General features: G+C 69.9%; 23 protein-coding genes. 18 read left to right on the forward strand and 5 right to left on the reverse strand.

Annotation, left to right across the window (positions count from 1 at the left end):
* The 4 genes from ACIBCU_RS21325 to ACIBCU_RS21340 all read left to right on the forward strand — a co-directional run bounded on the left by ACIBCU_RS21325 (position 1) and on the right by ACIBCU_RS21340 (position 6556).
* Positions 1-4260, forward strand: a complete 4260-nt coding sequence (locus ACIBCU_RS21325) for a trypsin-like peptidase domain-containing protein (protein ID WP_399233118.1) — start codon at positions 1-3, stop codon at positions 4258-4260.
* Positions 4261-4981: 721 nt separating this feature from the next.
* Positions 4982-5167: a hypothetical protein gene (locus ACIBCU_RS21330; protein WP_362934353.1), complete on the forward strand. Its 186-nt coding sequence runs from the start codon at positions 4982-4984 to the stop codon at positions 5165-5167.
* A gap of 149 nt (positions 5168-5316) precedes the next feature.
* Positions 5317-5817, forward strand: coding sequence for a metallophosphoesterase family protein (locus ACIBCU_RS21335; RefSeq protein ID WP_399233884.1), 501 nt, complete (start codon positions 5317-5319; stop codon positions 5815-5817).
* A gap of 355 nt (positions 5818-6172) precedes the next feature.
* Positions 6173-6556, forward strand: a complete 384-nt coding sequence (locus ACIBCU_RS21340) for a hypothetical protein (RefSeq protein WP_399233121.1) — start codon at positions 6173-6175, stop codon at positions 6554-6556.
* On the opposite strand, the gene ACIBCU_RS21345 is transcribed toward ACIBCU_RS21340, so the two are convergent.
* Complete coding sequence (locus ACIBCU_RS21345) at positions 6557-7240, reverse strand: GntR family transcriptional regulator (RefSeq protein ID WP_399233123.1); 684 nt, start codon at positions 7238-7240, stop codon at positions 6557-6559.
* Positions 7241-7333: 93 nt separating this feature from the next.
* Between ACIBCU_RS21345 and ACIBCU_RS21350 the strand changes: the two genes are divergently transcribed.
* The 14 genes from ACIBCU_RS21350 (at position 7334) to ACIBCU_RS21415 (ending at position 15787) form a co-directional block, all read left to right on the forward strand.
* On the forward strand, positions 7334-7984 hold the full coding sequence (locus ACIBCU_RS21350; RefSeq protein WP_362790260.1) for an NAD(P)H-binding protein: 651 nt from the start codon (positions 7334-7336) through the stop codon (positions 7982-7984).
* A gap of 55 nt (positions 7985-8039) precedes the next feature.
* Positions 8040-8441, forward strand: coding sequence for a RidA family protein (locus ACIBCU_RS21355; RefSeq protein ID WP_399233126.1), 402 nt, complete (start codon positions 8040-8042; stop codon positions 8439-8441).
* The gene (locus tag ACIBCU_RS21360) at positions 8441-8875 is read left to right on the forward strand and encodes an SRPBCC family protein (protein WP_362790255.1); all 435 of its coding nucleotides are present in this window, start codon (positions 8441-8443) and stop codon (positions 8873-8875) included. The genes ACIBCU_RS21355 and ACIBCU_RS21360 overlap by 1 nt, the downstream gene beginning before the upstream one ends.
* Before the next feature lie 63 nt (positions 8876-8938).
* The gene (locus ACIBCU_RS21365) at positions 8939-10048 is read left to right on the forward strand and encodes an NADH:flavin oxidoreductase/NADH oxidase (protein WP_399233129.1); all 1110 of its coding nucleotides are present in this window, start codon (positions 8939-8941) and stop codon (positions 10046-10048) included.
* 81 nt (positions 10049-10129) lie between these two features.
* Positions 10130-10873: an SDR family oxidoreductase gene (locus tag ACIBCU_RS21370; RefSeq protein ID WP_362790249.1), complete on the forward strand. Its 744-nt coding sequence runs from the start codon at positions 10130-10132 to the stop codon at positions 10871-10873.
* A 41-nt stretch (positions 10874-10914) separates the two neighbouring features.
* Positions 10915-11349, forward strand: coding sequence for a VOC family protein (locus ACIBCU_RS21375; RefSeq protein ID WP_362790247.1), 435 nt, complete (start codon positions 10915-10917; stop codon positions 11347-11349).
* A gap of 183 nt (positions 11350-11532) precedes the next feature.
* Entirely contained in the window at positions 11533-11919 is a 387-nt protein-coding gene (locus ACIBCU_RS21380) for a nuclear transport factor 2 family protein (protein WP_362934371.1), read from the forward strand.
* Between the two features lie 65 nt (positions 11920-11984).
* A complete protein-coding gene (locus tag ACIBCU_RS21385; RefSeq protein WP_399233132.1) occupies positions 11985-12257 on the forward strand; it encodes a hypothetical protein in 273 nt (90 codons plus the stop codon).
* A gap of 229 nt (positions 12258-12486) precedes the next feature.
* Positions 12487-13563, forward strand: coding sequence for an NADPH dehydrogenase NamA (gene namA, locus ACIBCU_RS21390; protein WP_362934377.1), 1077 nt, complete (start codon positions 12487-12489; stop codon positions 13561-13563).
* A gap of 180 nt (positions 13564-13743) precedes the next feature.
* Entirely contained in the window at positions 13744-14151 is a 408-nt protein-coding gene (locus ACIBCU_RS21395) for a helix-turn-helix domain-containing protein (protein ID WP_362790235.1), read from the forward strand.
* Between the two features lie 134 nt (positions 14152-14285).
* Positions 14286-14561 (forward strand): hypothetical protein, encoded by a 276-nt coding sequence (locus tag ACIBCU_RS21400; RefSeq protein WP_399233135.1) that lies wholly within the window; start codon positions 14286-14288, stop codon positions 14559-14561.
* Between the two features lie 5 nt (positions 14562-14566).
* Positions 14567-14653 carry a hypothetical protein gene (locus ACIBCU_RS21405; RefSeq protein ID WP_362934537.1) on the forward strand — a complete coding sequence of 29 codons (87 nt, stop codon included), beginning with the start codon at positions 14567-14569 and terminating at the stop codon, positions 14651-14653.
* Positions 14654-14772: 119 nt separating this feature from the next.
* Complete coding sequence (locus ACIBCU_RS21410; RefSeq protein ID WP_399233137.1) at positions 14773-15006, forward strand: alcohol dehydrogenase catalytic domain-containing protein; 234 nt, start codon at positions 14773-14775, stop codon at positions 15004-15006.
* Positions 15007-15028: 22 nt separating this feature from the next.
* Complete coding sequence (locus ACIBCU_RS21415) at positions 15029-15787, forward strand: NAD(P)-dependent alcohol dehydrogenase (RefSeq protein WP_399233139.1); 759 nt, start codon at positions 15029-15031, stop codon at positions 15785-15787.
* Between the two features lie 28 nt (positions 15788-15815).
* Here the strand turns inward: ACIBCU_RS21415 and ACIBCU_RS21420 are convergent, their stop codons facing one another.
* Genes ACIBCU_RS21420 through ACIBCU_RS21435 form a run of 4 tightly spaced genes read right to left on the reverse strand, consistent with a single transcriptional unit; the run spans position 15816 to position 20032 of the window.
* Positions 15816-16259: a hypothetical protein gene (locus ACIBCU_RS21420; protein WP_362934389.1), complete on the reverse strand. Its 444-nt coding sequence runs from the start codon at positions 16257-16259 to the stop codon at positions 15816-15818.
* Positions 16256-16534, reverse strand: a complete 279-nt coding sequence (locus tag ACIBCU_RS21425; RefSeq protein WP_399233141.1) for a hypothetical protein — start codon at positions 16532-16534, stop codon at positions 16256-16258. The genes ACIBCU_RS21420 and ACIBCU_RS21425 overlap by 4 nt, the downstream gene beginning before the upstream one ends.
* A 40-nt stretch (positions 16535-16574) precedes the next feature.
* The gene (locus tag ACIBCU_RS21430) at positions 16575-18374 is read right to left on the reverse strand and encodes an integrase (RefSeq protein WP_399233143.1); all 1800 of its coding nucleotides are present in this window, start codon (positions 18372-18374) and stop codon (positions 16575-16577) included.
* Complete coding sequence (locus tag ACIBCU_RS21435) at positions 18371-20032, reverse strand: hypothetical protein (RefSeq protein WP_399233145.1); 1662 nt, start codon at positions 20030-20032, stop codon at positions 18371-18373. The genes ACIBCU_RS21430 and ACIBCU_RS21435 overlap by 4 nt, the downstream gene beginning before the upstream one ends.
* Positions 20033-20042: the final 10 nt, after the last annotated feature.

Below are 20042 nucleotides of genomic sequence, written 5' to 3' on the forward strand. Positions count from 1 at the left end.
ATGACCGAGTGGTCTCCCTCCCATGACGAGATCGCCGAGGAATCGCTCACCGCCGCCACGGTGCGGATCACTGGCCCGGCCGGCGTTGCGGGTGTCGGCGTACTGATCGCCCCACAACTGGTGCTGACCTGCGCCCACGTCGTGACCGACGCAGCCGGGCTGGCGCGTGGGCATTCCGGGCGGCCACAGACCACGCTGGACGTCCGGCTGCTGCACACCCCCGGTGACGCGGAGGCCGTCACAGCGCGGATACGGGACTGGGTGCCCGAGCACCCGGACGGCCGCGGCGACCTCGCGGTGCTCCTGCTCAAAGGTGTCCTGACCGGCGCGCGGCCGGTCGTCATGGCCGATCCTTCCTCCACCTTCGCGCACCAGGCCGTCGTCTTCGGGCTGCCGGACGACGTGGCGGAAGGCGGCTGGCACACTGCCGTGCTGCGCGGCCGTACCGGTGTGGGCTGGCTGCAGATGTCCCCGGACGGCGCATCGGACCCGATCCGTCCGGGCTTCAGCGGCGCGGCCGTGTGGGACAAGGTGACGGGAGGCGTGGTGGGCATCGTCACCGCGACCGCCTCCGAGGCGCGTGGCCAGAACTTCTGCATCCCGACACGCGCCATCACCGACCAGATCCCCGCACTCGCCGGGCTGCTGGCCCCGCGGTGCCCGTTCCCCGGCCTGCACGCGTTCACCGAGCAGGACGGCCGGCACTTCTTCGGCAGGGACGCCGATGTCGCGGCGGTTCTCGGGCTGCTGGGGGCCCGCGGCGGGCCGGCAGACTGCGTCACCCTGATCGGTCCCTCGGGGTCCGGCAAGTCCTCCGTGCTCATGGCGGGTGTCGTGCCGCGCCTCTCGGAACAGGGCGTCGAGGTCGTCCTGCTGCGCGCCGCGTCCGGGCAGCAGCGGCTCCCGGTCCGAACCCGACCGGCGGACGACAGGCAGCGGCGTGTGGTCGTGGCCGTTGATCAGGCCGAAGCCCTGCTCACCCTGCCGGACGACGAGCTGCAGGAGACCGTCGGCCTTCTCCTGGAGGCCGCGGCGCGCCCCGACGCGAGCGTGCTCATGGTGGTTCGCTCCGATTTCCAGGACGCGATGCTCAGCCATCCGGAGCTGGGCCGCCTCGTCGGTGGCGCGCCCGCCCATCAGCTGGGGCCGATGACCGCGCAGCAGCTCGCCGACGCGGTCATGCGGCCGCTGGACGGGATACCCGGCGTCGAATACAGCGCCGGTCTGGCGGCGCGGATCGTCGAGGACGCGGTGGGGCGGCCCGGGACATTGCCGCTGCTCGGGTTCCTTCTGGAGTCGCTGTGGGAGCAGCGCCGTGGCGGGCGTCTCCGGTTCGACACCTACGAGCGCCTCGGCGGCGTCGGCCGTGCACTCGGCGAGCGGGCGGACACGGCCTGGCATGAAGTGCAGGGGGCACATCCCTCACCGGCCGCGGAGAGCCTGTTGCGTGCGTTGGTACGGATCCCGCCCGGGACGAGGACGGCACTGCGAGCTCGGCTGCTCCGCCGCGATGCGGGCGAGGAGCGGTGGGCGATCGCCCGCGCGCTGGCCGAGTCCCGCATCCTCGTGCTCGGCGTGGAGGAGGCGGGGCACGAGACAGTGGAGCTGGCGCACGAGGCGCTCATCGAACAGTGGCGTCCCCTGGCCGAGGTGCTCGCCGAGAACCGCGCCTTCCTGGAGTGGCTCGGCACGTTGCGCTTCGACGGGCAGCGCTGGCAGCAGGAGGGCAGGCCCGATGGCCATCTGCTGGAGGATCCTGCCCTGGCCCTGGCCGAACAGCGGCTCGCGGAGCGCGGGGACGAGCTCACGGCGGAAGACCGCGAATTCATCCGGTGCAGTGGGGAGCTGCGCGACCGCAGACGCCGGGAGGCCAAGCGGAGCGCCACCCGCGCCCGCCGGGTGCGGCAGCTGATCGCGATCGTCGCCGTCGTCTCCTCCCTGGCAGTGGTTGTGGGGTCGTTCCTGTACCGGGGCATGGTGGCGGAGCAGCGGCGGCTCACCTCCGACCGGCTGACGCAGCAGGCGGCCGCGCTGGACAGTGTGTCCCTCACCGCCTCATCGCTGTTCGCCGTCGCGGCCTTCGACACCGAGGACCGGGAGCCGGCCCGATCGACGCTGATGGCCCAGTACCTGCGGATGAAGGACGTCGAGCACATCGTCATGGAAGGCCGGTCCGACGTCGAGGACATCTCCTTGGCCGGATCCGGTGAGGAGTTGTACTCCCTGCTGGACAGCGGCGACGTCGTCCAGCTCGACCTGCGCAAGGCCGACGCCGAACGGCCCGAGCCGTGGCTGCGGACTCGCACCGGCGACAACGCGCGGTTCGCCGTCTCGTCGAACGACCGTGTCATGGCGCGGTCGAGTGAGTGGGGTGTCATCTCCCTGGGGGTACGCGCCTCTGAGGAGGCGGCCTTCGACCCCAAGGCGAAAGTGCGGTACGTCTCGCTGCGCGGGCGCGAGGACGCGGAGAGGAATCCGCGCCCCGCGAGCGACCTCCGCTTCGACGGCGGCGGAGATCGGGTCCTCGCGGCGATCCCCCGGGAGGGGGTGCTGGTGTGGCGTACCGACGACGGCAGCCGCGTCGGCCGGACGCTCACCCCGCCGAAGGGCTGGGACGCGGTCGAGGCGTGGTTCGGGGCGGGCGACACGGTGGTGACCCGGATCGTGCCCGCCGGCACGGGCCGGGACGACGCGCCGGGCCGCCTGCTGGCCTGGGATCTCGCGACGGGTGAACCGAGCCGTCCCTGGGGCGAGCGGGCGGCCGCCTCCGCGACCGTGAGCAGCGACGGCCGGACCCTGGTGACCTGCACCGCGGAGGGTGCTCTCGAAGTGTGGCGGCTCGGCCGCCAGCCGCGCCGCGCGAAGACCTACAACACCAGCACGGCGGTGCAGCTCTGCCCGCTCCACGTCCCCCGGCTCGACGCAACGGGCCGCTATCTCGTCAAGCCCGTGGGGCGGATGGGCGGCGATCTCGGCCGCATGCGGTTCCTCGTCGTCGACCTGGAGAAAGGATGGCCGGGTACCTTCGACGTGCCGTCCACCGCATTCGAAGACGTCAACATCACCCGCGGGAACTCCTTTCCGGCGGTGGCCCTCGCCGGTCCTCCGAACGACCTGCGGGCCGCCGTCGCGGTCGGCGGCAGCGTCGTCACCGTACGCGTCCGCCCCCCGGACTCCTTCGACACCAGCGTTCTGCTCGGCGGCTTCCGCACCCCGGACGGGGAACACCAGCGCCTCGCGGTGGTCGACGCCGAGGGCGACGCTCTGCAGATGTGGGATCTGAAGACCCGCAAGCTGATGGGCTTCGCCAAATCACCTAAGCCTCTGGCCCGCTTCTACACCGCTTTCAGCCCTGACGGGTCCCGCGTCCTGACCGTCACCGAGGACCAGCGGAGCGTGCTCGTCTGGCGGCTGACCGAAGGCGCATCCGGGTCCGACACCACCCACACCCTGGTGGTGGAACACGAGTTGGAGCTGCCGTCCCCACCCGATCTCACCGCCCAGGGACCCGACCCGTTGACCGGGCTCACCCCGTCCTGGATCAACACCTCCTTCGCCGACGACGAGCACGCCGTGATCTCGGGGCTGTCCTACATGTCGCGCTGGAACCTCGACACGGGCGAGCAGGACGGCAGGACGTACCGGCCCGCGGAGCAGGAGAAGTGGGCACTGGCCAATGCGGCGGCGGGCACCTGGGGCGGCGCGCTGCCCGGCACCCGCAAGGCGGTCGTGCGGACCGTCGACGGGGTCGGCACGTGGGACTTCGGCACCGGCGAGTACACCCGGTGGATCGAACGGAAGGAGCGCGACGAATCCATCCGCGGTCTGCTCGTCTCCCCTGACGGGAAGCGACTCGCGGTGCACTACGCGGGCGGATCCGTCCGCCTCTGGGACATCGAACGCGATAAGTGGGACGGCACTCTCACCGACGACGGCGTCTACGCGCTGGGCCGCTTCCTGGACGAGAAGGGCGATACGTTGCACACCACCACCCGGGCCGGCGAGCAAGTGGTCTGGGACACCCAGGACAGGGATATGTTGTACCGCTACTGGGTGTACTACGACACCACGCTCTCGCCGGACTCCACAGGCGAGCGGATCACCGCGGTCGAGGGCTCCCGCTCCTTCACGGTCCCCCTCGACGCCGACAAGTCGATCGAACGGCTCTGCGCGCTCGCCCAGCGGGGACCGACCAAGGGCGAAAGGGAACGGGCCGGCGACAGCGACGAGTTCGACCACGCGTGCCGGTCCGGGTCGTGATGCCCCAGGCTGTCGCGACTTACGGCTGCCCCGCCGGGCGCAGCCCCCACGCTCGCGGTCAGGGGCGCGGGTCCTGCCGTGGGCATGAGGAGTGCACGGAGGCGTTCCTGTACTGGCCGGCGAGGCCTGGTCAGCATCCCGACGAGTGGACCGTGGTCTGCGCTATCTCCACGACGTGCTGAAGCCGACGGAGCACCGCTTCGCGACGACCGACCGGACGATCGGCGCATCCCGGCGCTGACGCCGCACGAGCAGGAGTGCCGCTGCAACGGATGCGAGGATGTTTCCCGCGGGGGGACGAAGAGCTGTGATGCTCAGAGGCGGTCGGGGGAACGGCGTCGGAAAGCGGTGCTTTGCTTTCGCTGGTGGGCGCAAACGTCTCGTGTCAGCCGGATGAGCGAATCATCATCGCACCCGTTGTCTGTCGGGTCTGTGATGCCGACACTTTCGAAGTAGTCGGCAACGAGTGCTTCTGCGAGGGCTGCTGCGTGTCCCTCGGGAAAGAGGACGGAGAGTTGTACTCCAGCGCCCGTGCTGCCGCGGCAAACTGCGTAACCGTCCACGTTCACCGCCCTGACTGCGGAACGCAGGTGCCCGCGGTGCGGCGTGCCCGTCGGACGCTGATCGCCGCGCGGCCCGCTCCCGAAGGGAAAGCCATCAGGGCTCTCCCTGCTCGCAGGGCCGGGTCGCGGAGAGGTAGCGATCGTCGTACACAAGGAACATGAGCGAGGACAAAACCACGTGGCATCCGGGCGAGATCGTCCCGGACAGCGGGATCTACGAGTGTGACTGCGGGGGCGGCCACCACTGGAGTACGGACGTGCAGGGGCACCGCTTCCCGCCCTTGCCCTCCGGCTGCACCGGTGCGGCGTGGTCGCTGCGGACCCAGGCCCATCCGGACGCCTGACCGGTGGTCCTGCGCCCGCCGGTCGAGCCGATGCTCACCCAGGCCCGGAAGACCGCGCATGGACGCCTTCGACCGGTGAAGCGGGCCACCCAAGGAGAAAAGGCGGGCGGATGGGCGAGGGCACGACCCGGGCAGCGGCGGACCTTCCCGTGCGGCTGCTGCTCATCTCGGACACCCATGTGCCCCTGCGCGCCAAGCGGCTCCCCGATGAACTGCTGCGCGAGACGGGCCGGGCGGACGTCGTGGTCCACGCCGGGGACTGGGTCGACGTGGCCACCCTGGACCTGCTGGAAGGGCGCGCGCGACGCCTGGTCGGGGTGTACGGCAACAACGACGGCCCGGACCTGCGTGCCCGGTTGCCGGAGGTGGCCCGCTTCCGGCTGGGTGGCCTGCGGTTCGGCCTCGTCCACGAGACAGGGGCCGCCCCCGGGCGGGAGGCGCGCTGCGCCGCGTTGTACCCGGACCTGGACGTCCTGGTCTTCGGCCACAGCCACATCCCCTGGGACACCGAAGCGCCGGGCGGGCTGCGCCTGCTGAACCCGGGGTCGCCTACGGACCGCAGACGGCAGCCGTACTGCACATACATGACATGCATGGTTGCGGACGGAGTGCTCGACGAGGTCGTCCTGCACCGCCTGCCGAGGCGCTGACCCCTCCCCCCGGGATGGGCGGGCCCGGCACCGGGGGCGGCCTGACGAATTCAGCGAGCCCTGCCGCGCCGACAGAGGTCGGGCGTTTCGGTTCTGGCAACCCAGCCCTCCGGCGGCGCGACGGAACAGGTCGGCATCGTGGTCGCGGCTGTGGTCCTCTGATCACGTTCACCTCGCTGCCGCCGCGGGCCTGCCCCTGCTCAACGCCCGATGGGCGCTGCGCCGATCGGAACCTGCCCGCTGTGCGGACCGGCGGACGCCCCGGCCGTAGACCGTGTCCGCGCGGCCGGACGCCTTCAGGACGAGTTCCTGGCCATCGTCGCCGACCTCTTCTCTGTCAAGTTCAACGTGTTGAGTGCTGGCCGAGCCGAAAGGGGCGAAGAAGCTGACCGCTGAGGACCGGCGCGGCCTGACCGCGCTGTCTGGCCCAACATCAACCCGTACGGCACCTTCCGACGCCTCGACCCGGATCCTGCCGTCGCCGTACCACGGCCCCGCAGACCGGCGGACGCACACGGCCGGTCTGGCGTGCGCCTGGCCTGATGCGGTCCTGCGCAGCGCGGGGTCGCTTCGTCGTCAGCGCGGCTTACTGAGCGACGGACCGGTCGAGCTGTGCCAGAAGTACGCGGTGGCCACCTGTGACCGGCTGCCGTCGCACATGTCCATGGTTGCCGGGGCGGGCGATGACGAGCAGGCTTCACCAACGCTGGGCGGTGCCCAGATGGTGGCGGACCGGTAGTCAGGCCGGGTTCGACGTGCCGGTGACGACGTCCAATGCGTGGCGGCGGTGGGCGGCGAAGAGGGGGAGGGCGGCCTGGGGGTCGCGGGCGCGCAGGGCTGCGGCCAGCGCATGGTGCTCCTGGGGGATGCAGCCGAGGTAGCCCTCGGTGCTGAGGCCGATGCGGGTCAGCAAGAACAGGTGGACCTGGCAGCGGATGGTCTCCCAGGCCGCGACGAGACGCTGGTGGCCGGTGGCAGCGAACACGTCGTCGTGGAAGGCGATGTCCAGGCGGACCATGGCGTGCGGGTCCGTCGTGCGGTCCATCACGCCGGCCGCCTTCTCGATGACCGCGAGGTCCTCGTCCGAGGCGTGCGCGATGACCTGTTGGACGGCGAGATCCTCAAGCGCGCCGCGCAGGCTGTCGAGCTCGGCGACATCCTCGGCGGACAGCGTCGTGACCACGGTGCCCCGGTGCCAGGCGCAGTGCACGAGTCCCTCGCGCTCCAAAACGCGCAGAGCCTCACGCACCGGACCCCTGCTGACCTGCAGCACGCCGGAGAGTTCAACCTCTCGCAACGGTGCCCCGGGGGCGTATGCACCGCTGAAGATCGCCTCCCGGATCCGGTCGGCGACCTCGTCGGCCAGTCCGCGACGGCGGGCGGGGGCCACCGCCCGATCTCCTGTGAGTTGCGTCTTCTCCATGTCGTGATGTTAACATTCAGTCGTTGTCGGAATGTCAACATTGCGACAACAGAGTGGCCGGTCGTTCGTCCAGCCAGGAGAGAGGCGTTTTCCATGAAGGTGTTCCAGATCGGTGCCGCCGGAGGTGTTGGCAAGAGGCTCGCCGGCCTGTTGTCCGAGCGCGGTGACGAGGTGAGCGGCATGCACCGGAGCCCGGCACAGGCCGACACGATTCGCGCGACCGGTGCGGCGCCTGTGACCGGCGACCTGATCGCCGACTCTGTGGACGAGCTCGCAGGCAAGCTCGCCGGGCACGACGCAGTGGTGTTCTCGGCCGGCGCCCACGGAACCGGCATGGACAAGACCACGCTCATCGACGGCAAAGGCCTGGAGAAGGCAGCCGCCGCGGCCGAGGCCGCCGGAGTCGCGCGCTTCGTTCTCGTCTCCGTGTTCCCCGACGCCCTGCGCGGCGAGGGAGCGTCCGCAGGCTTCGAGCACTACGTCAAGGTCAAGAAGAGTGCCGACGTCTATCTCACCCGCACCGGCCTCAACTGGTTGATCGTCCGCCCGGGCACGCTGCTGGACGGACCGGGTACCGGGCGGGTCGCCGCCGGGCCTGCCCTCGAGTACGGCGACGTGCACCGCGACGATGTCGCCGCGTTCATCGACGCCGCCCTGCACCAGCCCGCCCTCAGCCGCGTCATCGTCGAGCTGACCTCCGGCGACACCTCTGTCGCAGACGCGGTCGCCCGCCTCGCTGCCTGAGCCCGGCAGCCACCCCACCCACCCCTGCATCCCCCACCAGAGAAGGACAGTCACCATGACGGCCATCGATTCCTACAGCCACGGCGTCTCGGGCGAGCGCGAGTTCGGCTTCGCCCAGGCCATCAAGGTCGAGCACACGATCTATGTCTCGGGCCAGCTCTCCCACGACGAAGAGGGCAACTTCCTGCACCCGGGCGACTTCGAGGCCCAGACCGAGCAGGTCTTCGCCAACTTCGAGAAGGTCCTCGCCCACTACGGCGCCACCCGTAACCAGGTCGTCTCCGAGACCCAGTTCATCGTGGACCTGCCGAAGTACAACAACGCGATGGCGGCCGCCAACCTGGCCTATTTCGGCGATCACCGCCCCACCAGTAGCACCATCGGCGTCGCCTCGCTGTTCTTCTCCGGTCAGCTCATCGAGACAAACTTCGTCCTCGATACCCGTCTGCCCGTCTGATGGCACAGGCGTACTGGAGCTCAGTCTTCACCAGCTCCGCAGACCAGACATGGGCCGTCGTCCGGCAGTTCAACGGCCTGCCCGACTGGCACCCGGCCATCCGGGCGAGCGAGATCGTCGGGGGCGGCAACGGGCTGACCCCCGGTGCGGTCCGCCTCCTCACCGGGACGGACGGCAGCACCTACCAGGAACGGCTCGTGGGGCTGGACGATGCCGAGCGGAAGCTGAGTTACGAGATCGTCGAGGCACCGCTGCCGGTCCGCGGCTACCGCTCGACGCTGCACGTCCAGGCCGTCGCCGACACCGGCGGCGCCTTCCTCAGCTGGCACGCCACCTTCGAGCCGGCCGAGGGCACCACCGCCCAGGAAGCCGCCACGGTCCTTGAAGCGGCCTACGCCCCGGCCATCGCGGGCCTCCACACGATCATCGCCTGACCCCGGACGGCAGCCGCCCCGTCCGGGGTCATCGATCACCGACCACGAAAGAAGCACCCCCGCATGAGTTCCCTGTTCACCCCCTTCACCCTGCGTTCCCTTCAGATACCCAACCGGGTCTGGATGTCCCCGATGTGCATGTACTCCGCCGCCCCCGAAGGCCCGGACACCGGCGCGCCGACCGACTTCCACCTCACCCACCTGGCCTCGCGCGCTGCTGGCGGCGCCGGTCTGGTCATGGCCGAGGCCACCGGCGTCCGGCCCGACGGGCGCATCAGCCCCTGGGACCTGGGCCTGTGGAACGACCGCCAGCAGGAGGCGTTCACCCGCATCACCGAGGCCATCAAGGCCCACGGCGCCGTCCCGGCCATCCAGCTCGCCCACGCGGGCCGCAAGGCGTCGGTGGACAAGCCCTGGCTGTCCGACCGCTACCTGACCGAGGACGAGAACGGCTGGCAGCCCGTTGCCCCCAGCCCGGTCGCGTACGACGGACTCGCTGTCCCGCACGAGTTGAGCGTGAAGGAGATCCAGCAGCTCGTACGTGACTTCGCCGACTCCGCGCGGCGCGCGCTGGCCGCCGGGTTCCAGGTGGTCGAGGTGCACGGCGCCCACGGCTACCTGATCAACTCCTTCCTCTCCCCGGCGTCCAACCAGCGCACCGACGCCTACGGCGGCAGCTTCGAGAACCGCATCCGCTTCGCCCTGGAGGTCGTCGACGCCGTCCGCGCCGTGTGGCCCGAGGACCTGCCGGTCTTCTTCCGCACCTCGGCCACCGACTGGCTGACCGAGAACCCCGAGGACGAGCGCGAGGGCTGGACCGGCGAGAACACCGTGCGCCTGGCCAAGGAGCTCCAAGCCCACGGCGTCGACCTGCTGGATGTGTCCACCGGCGGCATGGTCCGCGACGCCAAAATCGTCGCCGGGCCCAACTACCAGGTGCCGTTCGCCGCCCAGGCCCGCAACCAGGCTGGCATTCCCACCGCCGCCATCGGCATCATCACCGAGCCGCAGCAGGCGGAGGAGATCGTCGCCTCAGGTAAAGCAGATGCCGTGTTCCTCGGCCGTGAACTGCTGCGCAATCCCTACTGGGCCCAGCACGCCGCACTCGAACTCGGCGTCGAGCCCCGCTGGCCCGACCAGTACGCCTACGTCGTCAAGCGCCGCAAGCACTGAGCCTGCCCGGCCTCCCCTCCACACACAGCTGTTCCGCCCCCGCACGGTGCTGTGCTGAATCACTCCAATTGGGAGATCCCCATGAACCACCTGCAGGACAAGGTCGTCGTCATCACCGGCGCCTCCTCCGGTATCGGCGCCGTCAGCGCCAAGGCCCTCGCCGCCCGCGGCGCCAAGATCGTCGCCGCCGCCCGTGGCCAGGAAGACCTCGACCAGCTGGTCGCCGACATCGAGAAGTCCGGCGGCACCGCAGCCGGTCGGCTCACCGACGTCGCCGACGCCGCGGACATGCAGGCGCTGGCCGACTTCACCGTCGCCACCTACGGGCGTGTCGATGTCCTCGTCAACAACGCCGGCCTGATGCTCTTCTCGTACTGGAAGGACCTCGCGCTCGATGACTGGAACCGGATGCTCGACGTGAACATCCGCGGCTACCTCAACGGTGTCCACGCCGTCCTGCCCGTGATGCTCCGCCAGAAGTCCGGCCACATCCTGAACATGGACTCGGTGGCCGGTCACCAGGTCGGCGACGGCGCCGGTGTCTACAGCGCGACGAAGTTCTTCGTGCAGGCCATGACCGAGTCGATGCGCAGGGAACTCGGCGTACGCGAGGGCATCAAGGCGTCCACGATCAGCCCTGGCGTCATCGACACAGGCTGGGCCGAGAAGGTCACCGACCCCGCCGGACGCAAGGCCGCCCAGGAGCTCAACGCCATCGCGATCAGCCCCGAGTCCATCGCCGACGCCGTCGTCTACGCCCTCGACCAGCCCGCAGACGTCACCGTCAACGACCTCGTCATCTCCCCCACCCGCCAGAACTGGTAAGCGCCAGGCAATCCACGCCGCACGGAAGGAATCCCAGTCCCATGACCGGTCTCGCCTCCCCCATTCCCCGCTTCCACCTCGCGGTCCCGGTCGACGACCTGGACGCCGCCCGACGCTTCTACGGCGGGGCACTCGGCCTGGAGCAGGGCCGCAGCGCCGACACTTGGGTGGACTGGAACCTGCACGGCCACCAGTTCGTCACCCACCTCGCCCCGGCCCGCACCGAACAGATACACAACCCGGTGGACGGCCACGACGTCCCCGTGCCGCACTTCGGGCTGATCCTGGCCATCGACGCCTTCCACCGGCTCGCCGACCGGCTGCGCGCCGCGGACACCGCCTTCGTCATCGAGCCCTACGTGCGCTTCGCAGGCGAAACCGGCGAGCAGTGGACGATGTTCCTGCTCGACCCGGCCGGCAACGCCCTGGAGTTCAAGGCGTTCGCCGACGACTCCCAAGTGTTCGCCACGCCATGACTCCGGGACCCTGCGGCGTGCCCCGGCCGTGAACTGGCAGGTACCCCAGCTGTCAATGGGCTGGTGGCTCAACGACCGGGACAGGCGTAGCACGGGTCTCGGCCAAGAGGCCGCCGCTGCTACTGATCCACGTCTCAACCAACCCGGCGCAAGCGCGCCGCAACCTCAGACTGGAGACACAACATGTCGAGACCAACCTATGTCGCTGACCACATCGCCATCACCGAAGTACTGGAAAAGTACAACCAGGGCGTCGCCAAGGCCGACAGCTCGATCATGAAGCCCGCGTTCGCCGCGGAGGCGACGATTTTCGGCGTGGAGAATGGCAAGCTTTCCGGCGGTGCGATCACGGGCCTCTACCAGGGAATCGACAGGGATTTCCGCCCCTCGCCGGAAGGCCGCGCCGTGATCGCTTACATCAACGTGACCGGCACTGCAGCCAACGCGCGTGTCGATACCAACGATGTCTCCGGCCTGTGCTTCACCGACTACTTCAACCTGCTGAAAGTCGATGGCACGTGGAGCATTGTCAGTAAGATCTACCACACCAACGACGCGCCGAAATCGTAGCTGCGCTCACGGCCGGGCGGGCATGAGCTTCCCCCGTCGCGGCGGACGTGTGGCGTGAGTTGACCTTGAGGTTGCCGGGAAGGAACCGTCCGGGCCTGAAGGCGAGCGACGTCGGCCTGGAGTTCCTCACCGGCGCGCTGAAGGGCTCACACGGCCCCTCCGGCATCGTGTTCACCGTGCCGGCGGCGATGGCCGGCATTGAGCGCGAGTGCATCAGCGACCGCACCCTCCAAGGCCACGAGCCCGCCCGCAAACGCGGCAAGGCCATCGGCGGCGCGGGCGTCATGCGGGTGCTCCGCGAACCTGACGAGCAGGCCGTGGTCTCGACAGGCGCATGACCCCGGTCGCTACTTTGCGCCGTGGGCCAGGTCGACCTGTGCCCGCCGGCGCCCCGGAGCGGTTGCCGGCGGCCGCAGGAGGCGCCGATGGCACGACTCATACGCACCTGACCAGCACACTTCCCTTTTTGTCCATATGGGACTTTAAAGTACATACTGTTGCATTCGGTGTGCTTCTTTTACGGTCGGAAGCGACAAGAACCCCACTGAACGACAGGGATGATCTTTCGTGTCCGCACACCTTTTTGACCCGCTCACGATCCGCGACGTGACCTTCCGGAACCGGATCGCCATGTCCCCGATGTGCATGCACTCCGCGGACGCCCAGGGGCACGCCAGCGACTTCCACACAGTGCACTACGGCGCGCGTGCACTGGGCGGTGCCGGCCTCGTGATGCTGGAGACGGCGGCGGTACTGCCCAACGGGCTGATCGGCCCGGGCGACCTCGGCATCTGGAGCGACGACCACGTCGCAGGCCTGTCGGGCATCGTCGAGGTGATCCATGGTTTCGGCGCCAGGGCCGGCGCCCAGATCGGCCACGCGGGGCGGCAGCTCGGCGTGGAGTCCGAGACCGCGGTGGCCCCCTCCCCCATTCCCTTCAGTGACGGCTCACGCGTTCCCCGGGAGCTTGGCGTCGGGGACATCAAGGAGGTCATCGAGGCGTTCGGGGCTGCGGCGGCACGGGCGAAGGCCGCCGGATTCGACGTGCTCGAGGTGCACACGGCACACGGCTTCCTGCTCAACGAGTTCCTCTCGCCCCTGGCCAACCACCGCACGGACGAGTACGGAGGCAGCCGGGAAAATCGCTACCGGATCGTGCGGGAGACCATCGACGCGGTGCGCGGCGAGTGGGACGGCCCGCTGTTCGTCCGCATCTCCTCGACCGACTATGCGCAGGGCGGGAACGTTCCGGAGGACTTCGTCACCTACGGCAGGTGGATGAAGGAGCAGGGCGTCGACCTGATCGACGCCTCATCCGGCGGCATCGCCCCGGTGAAGGTGCAGTCCTACCCGAACTACCAGGTGCCCGCCGCGGAGCTGATCCGCAGGGAGGTGGGAATCAAGACCGGTGCCGTCGGCCTGATCGAGAGCGGCCGCCAGGCCGAGGAGATCCTGCAAAACGACCGCGCCGACCTCGTGCTGGTCGGCCGGGAGATGCTGAAGGACCCCTTCTGGGCCCGGACCGCCGCGGACGAGCTGCGCGCCGCCATCGAGGTCCCGTTGCAGTACACCCGCTACGGGTCGGCCTGGCAGCGCTCGCAGCCCCCGCTGCCCGCCGCGCCGATGGACGCCACGGTCTCCTGACCGGTTCCGCCCCGGCCCCGAAACCACCCCCCGGGGCAAGGACACCGAATTCGCTGCCGCCGCCCGGGGCCGGGGCGGACGCTCCCGGCACGGGCGGCGGACCGGCCCCGGGCCCGGAGGGGAGGCAGGCCCCTCAGGGCCCGGGATACTCGACAAGGCAGCACGACTCGGAGGTGCCCCATGCCGCGGACGCGATCGTTTGACGACCTGCCGGGCTGCGCGATGGAAGCAACAGTCAAGATCATCGGCGGGAAGTGGAAAGGTGTGATCCTTTTCCATCTGCTCGAGGGGACCATGCGGTTCAACGAGCTGCACCGCCAGATGCCCGGCATCGCTCCGCGCCTGATGACCAAGCAACTGCGTGAGCTGGAGCAGGACGGTCTGGTGCAGCGAACTGTCTACCCGGTCGTCCCGCCCAAAGTGGAGTACGCCCTGACCGAGGAGGCACGTTCGATGGAGCCGCTGCTGCTCGGACTCAACAACTGGGGCGAGCAGTGGCTGGCCCGACGCGGCATCGTCCTGCCCGATCCCAAAGACGCGCAGGAGAAACCCTCGACCGCCACGCCGCCGGCGCCGCCCGAGGCCTAGCTTGACCCCGTCGGAAATCTCGAGGTTCCCCGGTGCGGGTACATGATCAGCAGGCAGGCCCACTGCCGCGGTGCAGTTCGACCCAGCTGGTGAGGCGCACGTGGTCCGTCCGTCCGGATTCACCGGCGGCAAGGGTGTGCGCCGGGGCCTTTGACCCGATCGCAGGCCCCGGCGCCGAGACTCTCACTCAGGGCATCGCCCCCAGTGGACACGCGGTTCTCTACGGCGCCCTCGACCCGCGCACCGCCCCGCTGCCCAACGCGCAGTCCTTCCCCGCGCTGAACATCAGCACCTACACCCTCTTCGAGATCAACTCCGACCCCGAGCGGCTCCGTCGCGCCGTCGCGTTCATCAACGCCGGACTCGCCCCGGGCTCCTTCACCCCGCCGTCGACAAGACCTTCGACCTGACCGACATCGCCGAGGCCCACCGCTACATGGAGGCCAACGGCCAGGTCGGCAAGATCGTCGTCACCGTCACCCACGACGGCACCACTTCCTGAGACCGGCCGCGCCGCAGCGGCGAGGACACCGTTCCCGCCCCGCCACTGGCGCGGTCCCGTGCCCCGGCCGTTTCCCCTGGCCTCCCTCCCCTCAGATGCAAGAGAAAGGAGCACGTGTCATGCGTGCCTGGCAGCTCGAAGACTTCGGCCTGGACAACCTCCGCCTCGCGGAGCGCCCCACCCCCAAGCCCGGTCCCGGCGAGATCCTCGTGAAGGTCTCCGCGGTCTCGCTGAACTTCCGTGACAAGGCGATCGTCGACGGGGTCTATAACCCGGAGAAGATGCCGAAGAACCTGATCCCGGTCAACGACACGGCCGGCGTGGTCGCCGAGGTCGGCCCGGGGTGTCACTGAGTGGCAGGTCGGCGACCGTGTCATGTCGCACTTCTACTCGCACTGGCTCGACGGCGCCCCGGCGCGGGACGAACCCGACTGGCAGCTCGGCGGCCCGATCGACGGCGGACTTGCCGAGTACATGATCCTCGAGGCGAACTCGGCCGTGCTGACGCCGGCCAACCTCACCGACGAGCAGGCCGCGACCCTGCCCATCGCCGCGCTGACGGCCTGGTTCTCCCTGGTCGAGTACGGCAACCTGAAGCCCGGCCAGTCCGTCCTGGTCCAGGGCACCGGCGGCGTCTCTCTGTTCGCCATCCAGATAGCCAGCGCGCTCGGCGCCCGCGTCATCGCCACCTCCAGCAGCGACGAGAAGCTGCAGAAGGCGGCCGCCCTGGGCGCCTCCGACCTGATCAACTACCGCACCACCCCGGACTGGGCCGAGAAGGTACGCGAACTCACCGACGGACAGGGCGTGGACCAGGTCATCGAGGTCGTCGGCGGCAACAACCTCAACCAGTCCATCCACGCCACCCGGGCCGCCGGCCACATCGCCCTGGTCGGCTTCCTCGGCGGCATGACCGCCCCACTGGACGTCCTGTCCCTGCTCTATAGCCAGGCCGCCATCCGCGGCATCGCCGTCGGCCACCGCCGCGCCTTCCTCGACATGAACGCCTGGATCGAGAAGAACGGCCTGGACCCGGTCATCGACACCGTCTACGCCTTCGACGACGCGATCAAGGCATACGAGCACCTCGCCCGCGGCGCCTTCGGCAAAATCGTCATCCGCGTCGCCAACTGAGCTGCCCCGCCCGGCAGGCCCGACCGGATCACACGAGGCCGGGCGGTATAGGCGGGGTGGCATCAACAGTCCTCGGCTGCGGCAGGGCCCGGACCACTCCGGTGCCCTGCGCCAGGCGCTGGTGAAGCTGGCTGTTCTCAGCCGTGGACTGGTGCAGGGCGCCAACCAGCGCCTCGACGTCGGCTTTGAGTCGGGCGATCTCCTGGGCGTCCGCAGCCCGCAGTTCCTTCAGTCTTCGCACTTGCCGGCGCAGCCGGCGTTCGCAGTCAGGCATCTGCCCGCGGGCGCGAACCTGGTCGTAGAAGCCGTTCTTCAGGTCGGGGTGGCGCTGAGTGAGGGCGTTGCGGGGGACCTGGGCCTCGGCCGCGAGGGCGACGATCGTCAGAGCGCCATTGGAGTGCTCAGAGGTACCACTCAGGATGCGGTTCATCGCGGCCCGGATCCGGTCGCGCTCGTCGGGGGCGGGGCTCATACGGTCGGCTCCTGATGGTGGATGCGATCGTCCTCGTGGCGGCGGGCCAGCTCGCGCAACTGCCCGGCGCGCCGCGCCAGCCGGTCGGCGAGCGGTCTCGGCAGTGCTTCGGAAGCGGACTGTTCCTCCAGGGCCTTGGCGTGAGCGAGGAGCCCGGCTGCGTGGTGGTCGGTGCGTGCGATGTTCGCGCACAACGGCTGGCAGCGGTCCAGCCGTGGGGCATTGGTGGCGTCCTGCCGATGGCAGAGTGCCCGGTCCCGGTTGTAGACGCACATCAACAGGGAACGGGGGTTGTCGTAGACGGTCAGGGAGGGGTTACCCAGGATGTCGCGGGCTTGGCGCTGGGTGCGGATCGAACCGGCAAAAGTGGGTGCCTGCGCGGCCGCGTTGGATCGCGCGTCGTGCCGCGGGCCCGGAGATGCCGGCCCCGTGGGCGAGGTCGTCGTGAAGTGTGGTGAGTGTGTCGGCGGTCGCCCGGGCGGTCTCCACATCGAGCAACTCGTGGATGCCGTCGCGGCCGCGGGCGGCGTACCCGCCGCTCATCGCGGTGCGCATGTGCCCGTACTGAATGGCCAGTGCCACCAGGCCGCCCGGGCGGCGCGCGATGTGCCAGGCCAGGGTGCGGCGGAAGCGGGCCAGGCCGATCGCGCCGTACGGATCGTCGGGGACGACCTCGTGGTCGCGGCCCAGGCGCCGGGCCAGGGCGGAGGCCCAGGCTGCAAAGGCCTCGATGCGCCTGCGCAGCCCTTCTTGCCCGATGGAGGTCGCCGACGCGGTGGGAGTGTTCTGGAAGGCGTGCGTCGCCGCGTCGAACAGCAACCCGCCGTCGGGGGCGATCCGTTCCAGCACGCGGATAGCTGTGACCACGGGCGCAATGGCCACCCAGGGCACCTCACGAAGGTGGCCGGCTGAGTGGTGATTGCCGTCCGCATCGGCGGCGCTTTTGAACACCCGTCCGTAGATCAGGTGGCGGCCGCCGTCCTGGTCGGGGCAGCAGCCGCTCTCCAGGCCCAGTACCTCCGCCGGGCGCATCCCGGTCAGGTAGGCCAGGACGATGAAGCAGGCTGTGCCCAGGTGCCGCAGGAGCTCGCGGGTCGCGGTGAAGTCGATGAAAGCCGCCCACCGCCTTTCCCCCACCAGGCCAGTGATGGGGGTGGACAGGGGGCAGGGGCCGGGATTTTCTCGCACGTATGCGAGTAGGTGCTGCCACGGTGCAGCAGTCAGCAGTCCGTTGACCTGTGCGGACGAGCAGCCGACATGCCCGGCAATGTCGGTGTTGGCCAAGGCGTGAACGTTGCCGGCGTTGGATCGGGAGGGCACCGGTTGGCCACGGTCGATGAGGTCTTGCAGGTAGTGCTTCAGCCGGGCCTTGGAAGCAGGGCTTGCTGCGGTGTGCGCGGCGATGTCGGCAAGTCGCTGGCTCTCCGTCCACGCGGCGAGGATGTCGTCGGCGAAGTCGTCGACCATGCGCAGCGCACAGATCAGCAGTGGTCCCATCGTGGCCGGAGAGATCGGCTCGGTGGTGTTCTCGCCCCGCCCGGGTATCGGCGTGGTGGGGAGGAAGTCGTCGACGCCCAGGTGGTTCCATGGCGGCATCGCCATCCCTGCCCCGGCCCGGGTTGCAGAGTCGAACGCCCACAACCGCGTCAGGGCCACCAGGTCCTTGGTGACGGTGCCGCGGTGGGCACCCGGCTGCCGCGCCACACGATCGGCCCACGCGACCCAGACGCCGTCGCTGATCTGGTCCAGGCCGGTAACGCCTTGGTGGTGCAGCCAGAGGGCGAACCGCTGCCAGCGCAGCACGGTGTCGTGGATGCCGTGCGGGCCCAGGCGGGAGTGCCAGGTCGGATGCCCGGCCAGCATGCTGGCCGGCAACGGCATGTTGATCATCTTCCAGGCCGCGAGCTGACCCTGTGGCCGCAGCGCTTCGGGGAAGCGGGCCCAGTCCAGATGCGGCCTGGTGGCGCTGGGGTTGGCGACCAACGGGGCGAGATGCCAGAGCTCGTCGGCGTAGATCGAGACCGGCACCGGGCCGGGCGCCAGGACCAGCGACGTGGCGATGACCGGGGTGTTCCAGGCCGGAAGCGTCGGCAGTTCGGCGGGCAGAGCACTCAACTGTCGAACTCTCCGTTCAGAAGCTGATCGATGACCGCCCGATCGATGTCGGTGACCGCGTCCAGTGCGGCCTGCCACAGCGGCGGTTTGAGGCGGGCGCGCAAGTCGGCGAGCCGGGCATGAGTATCGGCCCAGTCCGCGTCCCACACCGCTGGCTCCACAACATCGCGGAGGTTGTCCAGCGCCTTCGACAGGTGGGCTAGACGCGGGTGGTGGGCGGGCGTGACCCGCGCGTTCGGGCAGGCCGTGCAGAGCAGAAACGACGCCGCGCAGCCTTCACCGGCCGGGCTGAAAGGGCTGTGCTCGAAGTCCGCGCAGCCCGTGGTCGCCGTCTCCAGGTCACCCGCGTGCGGCGCGTCGGCCAGACGGGCGGCCAGGACCGTGCGGCGAGCAGCCTCCAGCGCATCCAGTGCGCCGTCGGCGATGACCGGCACCGCGGCCTGCTGGGCCTGCGGCTCACCCATGACGTAGACCCGGTCGTGCGTGTCCTGGGTGTTCTGCCCCGGCTCGCGCCGGTGCAGCACATTTACCGTCTTGCGTAGCCGTCGCAGCGGAGAGCCGGACAGCCCCACCGAACGCGCCCACGCCCCGCCGCCGGTCTCGTCCACGCCGAACCCGAACGGGCCGACCCGTACGGCCTTGGGATACCCCTGGCCATCGTGCGGGGTCGTCTGCCGCCAGATCAGCAGCCGGTCGATATCCGTACCGAGCTGGCCCAAGAGCCGGCGGGCGGCCGCGGTTGCCTCCAGCGCCTCGCTGATGATGCGCCCGGAGGAGTCGGCGCCCGAGTCGGTGAGGTTGCGGCTCTCGAACTGGCCGCGGTGGCCCGCCCGGCGCCGTTTCTCCAACTGCAGCCGGTAGACCGGCATACCCGCCTCCGCCGTACCCGGCAGCTCACTGGGCACCGGCATCTCGGAGACCGTCGTGGCGTTCAGCCCGAGCTCCACGACGATGAGCACGGCCAGCGCGGCTGCCTCCTTGCGGCTGAGGTAGAGCCGCTTCCAGGTGTACTCCGACCCGCCGCCGACCAGGGCGGCACGGTAGCGCTTGGGGACCGTGCGGCGGTTTTCGTACACGGGGACATCCCCGGTGCGGGCCAGTACGTCCAAGGCCTCACCGAGTAGCCACTCCTGGCTGTCGGGGGCGAAGGCGGCCTGCCGCCAGGACGCCAGGTGGGCAGTGTTCTCCCTGATCCGCAGCAGCGCCGCGCGGAACGTCCGTCGCGCTGCCAGGCGGATCTGGTCGAACTCCTCCGGGGTGTAGGCCTGCTCGCGGCCCGGGCTCCAGGCGAACCGCTGGGCCATCGCCTCCCGTACCGGCTGTGCTAGTCGGGAGTCCATCTGCAACAGGGAGGCGATGGTGGAGTACTTGGTGTACCCGTTCGAGGTCGGCCGCAGGCTCAGCCGCCACGCTTTCCAGTGCCCGGCCGTCAGCCGGTCCACATCCGGGGGTACCTCGTCTAGCTGGCGGAGGAAGTCCGCGAACGGGCGCACGATGTACCAGCTGCCCTCGCTGGACTCGACACTGTCCCAGCCGCCACCCGGAGCACACTTCGCCGTGAACACGCTGGCCAGCGACCGCTGCCACGGCCCCGGGACCGGCAAGGTGCTGAAGTCGTAGGCGCGCACCCTGCCGTGCGCGTCCCGGTGGGTCACCACGAGGCCGTCC

The organism is Streptomyces sp. NPDC051064 (assembly GCF_044455985.1).
Lineage (GTDB): Bacteria > Actinomycetota > Actinomycetes > Streptomycetales > Streptomycetaceae > Streptomyces.